7 protein-coding genes and 1 pseudogene are annotated in these 6,615 nt (G+C 35.3%); 7 read left to right on the top strand and 1 reads right to left on the bottom strand.

The window, feature by feature from the left end:
* The first annotated feature begins 77 nt into the window (after window positions 1–77).
* From AWW72_RS11865 to AWW72_RS11825, 7 genes are all read left to right on the top strand, one after another.
* A complete protein-coding gene (locus AWW72_RS11865) occupies window positions 78–1,184 on the top strand; it encodes a PD-(D/E)XK nuclease domain-containing protein (RefSeq protein WP_062847471.1) in 1,107 nt (368 codons plus the stop codon).
* A 3-nt stretch (window positions 1,185–1,187) separates the two neighbouring features.
* Window positions 1,188–2,321 carry a hypothetical protein gene (locus AWW72_RS11860; protein ID WP_062847470.1) on the top strand — a complete coding sequence of 378 codons (1,134 nt, stop codon included), beginning with the start codon at window positions 1,188–1,190 and terminating at the stop codon, window positions 2,319–2,321.
* A 1-nt stretch (window position 2,322) separates the two neighbouring features.
* A complete protein-coding gene (locus AWW72_RS11855; protein ID WP_062847469.1) occupies window positions 2,323–2,997 on the top strand; it encodes a hypothetical protein in 675 nt (224 codons plus the stop codon).
* Window positions 2,998–3,499: 502 nt separating this feature from the next.
* Window positions 3,500–3,877, top strand: coding sequence for a hypothetical protein (locus AWW72_RS11845; protein WP_249409171.1), 378 nt, complete (start codon window positions 3,500–3,502; stop codon window positions 3,875–3,877).
* 11 nt (window positions 3,878–3,888) lie between these two features.
* Window positions 3,889–4,614: an ERF family protein gene (locus AWW72_RS11840; RefSeq protein ID WP_062847466.1), complete on the top strand. Its 726-nt coding sequence runs from the start codon at window positions 3,889–3,891 to the stop codon at window positions 4,612–4,614.
* Between the two features lie 300 nt (window positions 4,615–4,914).
* Window positions 4,915–5,139 carry a hypothetical protein gene (locus AWW72_RS11830; protein ID WP_062847465.1) on the top strand — a complete coding sequence of 75 codons (225 nt, stop codon included), beginning with the start codon at window positions 4,915–4,917 and terminating at the stop codon, window positions 5,137–5,139.
* A 2-nt stretch (window positions 5,140–5,141) separates the two neighbouring features.
* On the top strand, window positions 5,142–6,272 hold the full coding sequence (locus AWW72_RS11825) for a phage integrase Arm DNA-binding domain-containing protein (RefSeq protein WP_062847464.1): 1,131 nt from the start codon (window positions 5,142–5,144) through the stop codon (window positions 6,270–6,272).
* 130 nt (window positions 6,273–6,402) lie between these two features.
* Here the strand turns inward: AWW72_RS11825 and AWW72_RS19175 are convergent.
* A pseudogene (locus AWW72_RS19175) lies at window positions 6,403–6,543 on the bottom strand (G:T/U mismatch-specific uracil/thymine DNA-glycosylase); the annotation flags it as partial.
* Window positions 6,544–6,615: the final 72 nt, after the last annotated feature.

The raw sequence follows: 6,615 nt of genomic DNA, 5'->3' as shown, positions 1-6,615 counted from the left end.
TTTTATATCTTTAACTTATGAAAATCAAACAATCATTTGTTTATAAAGGGAATTATAAATTAATTTAGGGTAAAAAAATGGCAGAAACCATACGAATAGCTGAGCTAGCAAATTTGATTACAAAAGAAATTGCAGAATTTCTTAAGTGGAAAATTCATCCTCAAAATGATCAAAACCATGATTGTCTAATGCCAGAAATGCATTTTAAAGATGCCACTGAAGACTCATCAAAAACACATCCGACAGATGTAGTCATTTACTATACCGATCCATATGAAAATAAAACTATTTATTTAAATACTGATCTTAAAAGTTATGGTGAAAAATCCATCAAATATGGTGCAGTAAAACATTGGTTAGAAAACATTACTACTGGCACTGTTTGTAGTAATGTTAATTCTGTTTGGAAAAAAACATTCGATGTAACTGGTAGTTACGAAATTCGGGGACTTTTATTTGCATATAATCATGATGGTAAATTTGATAAGCCATTTTATGATTTCATTCATGATTTTCCTGAACATACTCCACATACAGGAAAACGAGCACCTTCTAGATTCCACTTAAAAGATTTGAATGTTCCTAAAAATATTAAGCTACATATTATAGAACCTCAATTAATTGATAATATATTATCAATTAAGCTTGATTTAGATCAATTGAGAATTGATAAGAAGTTGCCAAGTAAAACTAACAGTGTCCCTGTAGTTTTTTATTATCCCAATAGGCAAATGTCAAAAAATCTTTTAAAACCAGAAGATTGTCCTGCAACAATTGAACTAATAAATGGACCATTTATTATAATGAGTTATGGTCAATTTTCTTATTTTGAAGACGATCCAAATGATCCTGAAAACCCTAAAAAAGTTACAAAAGACGGTGGAAATATTATTTATTATAGAGAAAAAGGTGAAAGTGTCGAAGAGTTTATTTATTTAATAGAAACTCTTATGACTTTAGAGCTTATTAATGAAAACAAAAATACATACCTTCGTCATGCTACACAAAATATTGATAGAACAGCAAAATCAAACTTCGATGCTGCGATTAAAAAATATTGTCAAATGTGGGATTATAGCGACAGTATGAAGGAAATATTTAAAAAGAAAGTTGAGTATGAGAAAGTAGTTATAGTCCAGAAAACTTTTTGTAACAAAGAAATTGATCGGTCTGCTAAGGAATAGAAAATGAATAAAGCATATAGAATCCCAAATGACTTTAATATTTACAGTGCATTAAGTACTGGAAGAGTATCTGACTCCGTTTTAACAGCTCTATTTCTAAGAAGAGGTATTATTTTAAGTAACCAAACCGATAGGGATTCCAAAGCAAATTATTTTGCAACATTTATGCATGGTTATTATGACTTTGTAACCATTTCAGCTCAACATAGTAAAGCTGATCGTGTAGAATACACATCCTCTGTAAACATTCAAACATCATTAGATATTCCACAAATTTCTATGATTATGTCAGACTTAACGACAAAATTAGACACTAGATTTTCAAATATTCAACTAAAAGATATTGAACCGAATATTAATGGAATAGCTAACAATGATCTGCTTACCGTAGAGTTTGAGTATGAAAAGTTTCATCCAGATAAACAAATGTTTTCTCAACTTGAGGAAAAGAAAGCAGCTATAACATTTAAGAAAGATAAACAAACAGGCACATATTATGTTGAGCATCCTGCAACTCCAGAAATGATTAAATGGGCAGCATCAATTCAAGAAATCTTAAAAGAAAATGATAAAAATATTAGCATTAATAACATTGATCTAACTGGACTAACTAACCCAGAATTATATTGGCAATTTTTTGATGAGCTAACATCTAGGATTGATAAATATAAAAGAACTAATGTGGTTGAGGTTTTATTTAAAAATCCCAACAAAGATGCTGAAGATGAAGATGAATCTGTATGTCAATTACTTAGTGCAACTTATAAAGGAAATCAGCTACATCTTTCTGAAGACTTTAAAGCAAGGTTAGATGATGGCTACTTACTTCACAAATTTTCTTGGGATTGTGTTGATGACACAATTAAAGGTTCTGATAAATATAGACTCTCCATTAAGGTAACATACGATGAAAATGGTAAAAGCAATTTTTCATTTATATCAAAAGGTTTCTACAAGCACAAAGATGGAAAATATTCTAAATCAATTAATGCAATACCAAATTCAAAAGACAGTGAATTTAATAGACTAATTTTTAAAAGAGGTATTGAGTTAATTGATCAGTTAACTACTACACCTGTTATATCCCTTAAAAATATTGATACAGAAAAGGGTGTTTCCGACGCCAAGGAAGCTTAAAATGAAATTACATATATTTGAATGTAGTTCAACTCTTAGTTTTTCAGAATTAATTTCTATTTTAATTAAGTCAAAATCAGAAAATAATTTTGAGTGTTCTTTATTAAATATTAAATATGATGACAACTCTTTTTTGTCTACATTTTATCGAGAGGTGAAAAGGCATGAGAAAACCGTTGACTTAAACGGTGATGAAAATATATTTACTTTTAATTATTATATTTATCAAAACTTTTCTTTCCACCTCATTAAAAGTAGGATATTTCTAATCATTCATGAACCTAACAAGTATTCGAAAAATCTTATCGAGTTTTTAAGTTCAATTTTTAAACTCAAGCTATCTTTTAAAACTAAAAAGATTGATTTAAATAACTTTATAAAAAAAGCTAGCAATCTGCCTCAGTTTCAAATACTTAAGGCTAGATTTAATGAAATTTCATTATCCAAGAGCTCTAAAGCATCTCTTGAAGTTACCTCAAGCAACAATGCGCTGATAGATTTCCAAAATGTATTCGGTAATATTTATTATGATTTAGCTCGAATCAAAGTTACTTTTTTTGATGAGAGTACTTATCATCTTGAACTTTCTAAGAATGGATTAATATTCTTTTCTAAGCATGATGATTCTAGTTTGAAATCGACTTTTAAAATTTTGAACCTCTTATTTTTCGATTAATTTTCTTCAAACATACAAAAAAGATAATTACTTATTGCAATTAATTACCTTTTTGGTAATATTTATCTCACAGACAACAAAAAGCCCCGGAACTTTGCACGGCGACGGGGCTTTGCACTTAAGCGAGATAAGTATGAAACAAAAGCCTATACATAGTCAAACGTCCCAACGTTTACACCAGCACCCTACTGCTGCTGATCTACAGGTCAGTACCCTTGAAATCGTCAAAGCCAATCTAAAAGATGCGTTTAAGCTCTTCCCTATTATTTTAGTCGTTTTCCTACTTTGGCTAGTCCTTACTGCTGTCGTTTACAGCATTTTTGGAGGATAAGTCATGGTACATTTACATACAGCTTCCAACTTAAAAAACAAGCGATTTAATGGCTCATCATCGAACAAAATACAACCGACAAGCTATGACGCACAGCGACTTGAAAGCCCTGTAAATACTAGGGTTTCAGCATCATATATACAGGGTAAGACCAGTAATATGGAGCCTGTCATGCAAAAGAAACGCTATACCACACCATTCGCAGAATTCATCTGTAAAGACGTGAATGGCTACTACAACGTACGCCTTGGCCCAAAAATTTATCTGGTCAAAGTATCGTTAAATTACACCCCTGATTTTGATACAGAATTCTTCGGTGGTATTCAAGCTGCTGCTTTCGACTGGCACTCTATCCTCGTCAAGGAAACGCCAGATAGTGAGCCTCGCCCGATCAATGAGGAAGAATTATCTGTGTACTGGCTAAAAGGTAATATCAAGAAGCTCGTAAATTACCAACGTGCCATACAACGTAGTGCCAAAAGCCAAACACCACGCTATAGCAAAGAACAACGTATTGATTACCGTAACGCGCAGTACAACGGTGCCTAAGGAGATTTAAGATGAATGCAGCAGTGAATCAACAAATGGCATCGACAACTACACTTGATGCCTTACAACTGATCCAGCTTGAGTTAAAAGCACCAAAGAGCAAATACAACAGCTTCGGTAAATTCCATTACCGTAGTCTGGAAGACATTCTTGAAGGTGTAAAGCCACTCTTGCAAAAATACGGTGCTGCTCTTGTGGTGACTGATGAAGTACAAGAGATCGGCCCAGTTGTGGTGATTACGGCTAAAGCAGTCTTTACCGATGCCCAAGGCAAACAAACCATGACCACCGCACATGCTGGTGTAGAGATCAATAAAAAAGGAATGGATGTGGCCCAGACTTTTGGCTCATCCAGTTCTTATGCACGTAAATATGCATTGAATGGCCTGTTCCTGATTGATGATACTCAGGATGCCGATACCGATGCTTTCCATCAACAGACCAATGCACCTGCCCGTAACAACCAGCAGAATGCCCCTGCTCAAAACCAGCAACGCAATCAGAATCCGCCACCGGCGCAGCAACAACGTCAGCCGCAGCAGCAAAACCAGATGGCTCCAGCCAATGCTGCTCAGCAATTGACTCAGGACTTTCAGCAGGCCTTAAACGCGATTCATCATGCTGACAAAGAAGCGGATCTGGGTCCGATCTATAAACAGTTTAAGGGCACCCGATATGAAGCCCAGATTGTGCAGGCTTGCAAAGCAAAAAAGGACATGGAGGGTTGGAGTGCGTAAAAACCTACATCTTTAAGTATGTGGCCAAGCTTCACGGCAAAGGCAGCTTACGAGGACGTGTAGAGGCTACGACAGCTCTCCAGGCAAAACAACAGGTCCTGCAAGGTAATGAAATGATCAAGGATGTCTCGGTCTCCTTGTTAACCAATCAAAAGGCTGCCCGCACGCAGTCTTTTGAAAAGTTAAACAGCACATTACCTTCTTAAAACTTTAAACCTTAAAAAATCAAAATTTAAAATTGTGCAGATTGCATATACAGCCCATCATTCAGGGCTGTAAGACAGTATATGAGGTAAATTTATGTCTTGCTTGATTCGAGTATCTGAATTTATTAAGCGTGTATATGGAGATGCTGATTGTGGTGCGACACCTCCTACACCACAGACCATTACACGTCAGTGCCGTTTAGGTGAACTGCCTGCTGAACAACTCGGTTCGGGAAAACGTAAGAACTGGTATATCAATTGGGATATTTACAAGAAAAAGACTGGTGATGATCTGGTCAATAAAGTACTGCAAGGTTAAAGATGTCACGTTCACGCAATACAGGTAATAAAGACTTACCAGCCAATCTTTATAGGGGTAATGGCAATTCATGGAGGTATCGCCACCCTGTCACTGGCAAATTTCACTCTATGGGACGTGATAAGGCTGCAGCAATTCAGGCCGCCCGTAAACTCAACTCACTCCTTATCCAAGAAGAAGATCTGGTATCTAACGTCACTGGTAAAACCATTTCTTTCAAAGAATTCTGTGAGCAGTTTCTTAAAGAAAAAAGACGTAAAGACGGTCGACCACTGGCGGATAACACTAAAAAGTTTTATCAGATCCAGCTAAACAGGTTGTATAAAATCTGGGGAAACCACACTTTGGAATCTCTTACACTAAAAATAGTCAACGATCAGTTAGATAAATTTACGCCGTCAAACAGAAAGGCTGTGCGTAGCATATTGTGTAATATTTTTGATGTGGCAATGAGTAAAGGTCTCTGTCCTGATAATCCTGCGCGTATCACTTTAACCAAGCATGTTCAAAAGCAACGCAAGCGTCATACCGTTGCTGGTCTTCAACAGATACGGGAGCATTCTCCAGTATGGCTGCAAAATGCGATTGATTTGTCTTTATTAACCACTCAAAGACGAAGCGATATTGTAAACCTGCGCTGGACTGATATTTATGATGGCTATATTCACATTGCCCAGCAGAAAACGACCGATGATCCGATTGATGAATTTGAAGTTATGGAAGGCGCTGGATACGTGAGAATTAAAATAGACAGCGAACTGCAAAAAGTTCTGGATCGATGCAAATCGGGTAAAGCTCAAAGTCCTTTTGTTATATCTCAAATTCCGAAGCGTAAAACCAAGAATGCTAAAAAAGAACACTGGACGCAAATTCTGCCCCAGTATTTATCTGAAGAGTTTGTGAAGATCGTAAGGGTATCCAAAGCCTATCCAAATTTAAAAGGAAGACAGATACCGACTTTTCATGAAATACGAGCATTGGCTATTTTCCTACATAAAAAAGCGGGTCATAGTGCCCAGGCATTGGCAGGTCATAGCAATCAAAAAATGACTCAACATTATGAGTCTGGTCACGAGATTATATGGAATGATGTGGATGTTGGTATTACCCTGCCATTTGCTGAAATGACATAAAACCTTTTAACAAATGGGATTTATAAGTTATTGTTTTCTATAGTTTCTATAAGTCCCATATTTGCGTTAAAAAATGATCAAATTTAAGATGTAATTTATTATATATCATAAACTTATTTATATTTTAAGTCATAACGTTTTGATAATTTGGATAGTAAAAATCCATTTTCCAACGGCTTTGTGGCGGTGGAAAACTACCTAGCATCAATAGCTTGGCATTGGAAGGTAAAAATGGTTGCAGTGGATGTGTTTCTATTTCTATATCAGTCATTTATATCAATAGCCAAATTTCAAATCGAATGAATATTTTTAATCATTTTATCGAATTTTCCAGTTTTTTGCT

It is taken from the genome of Acinetobacter sp. NRRL B-65365 (assembly GCF_001605865.1).
Lineage (GTDB): Bacteria > Pseudomonadota > Gammaproteobacteria > Pseudomonadales > Moraxellaceae > Acinetobacter > Acinetobacter vivianii.
The sequence above is the reverse complement of the archived record's forward strand: the minus strand, read 5'-3'. Positions and strand labels throughout refer to the sequence as shown.

What these genes read in the sequence shown, in the direction of transcription:
- AWW72_RS11865 (WP_062847471.1), top strand. Translation starts at nt 78, where the DNA reads ATGGCAGAAACCATACGAATAGCTGAGCTAGCAAATTTGATTACAAAA.
- AWW72_RS11860 (WP_062847470.1), top strand. Translation starts at nt 1,188, where the DNA reads ATGAATAAAGCATATAGAATCCCAAATGACTTTAATATTTACAGTGCA.
- AWW72_RS11855 (WP_062847469.1), top strand. Translation starts at nt 2,323, where the DNA reads ATGAAATTACATATATTTGAATGTAGTTCAACTCTTAGTTTTTCAGAA.
- AWW72_RS11845 (WP_249409171.1), top strand. Translation starts at nt 3,500, where the DNA reads ATGCAAAAGAAACGCTATACCACACCATTCGCAGAATTCATCTGTAAA.
- AWW72_RS11840 (WP_062847466.1), top strand. Translation starts at nt 3,889, where the DNA reads ATGAATGCAGCAGTGAATCAACAAATGGCATCGACAACTACACTTGAT.
- AWW72_RS11830 (WP_062847465.1), top strand. Translation starts at nt 4,915, where the DNA reads ATGTCTTGCTTGATTCGAGTATCTGAATTTATTAAGCGTGTATATGGA.
- AWW72_RS11825 (WP_062847464.1), top strand. Translation starts at nt 5,142, where the DNA reads ATGTCACGTTCACGCAATACAGGTAATAAAGACTTACCAGCCAATCTT.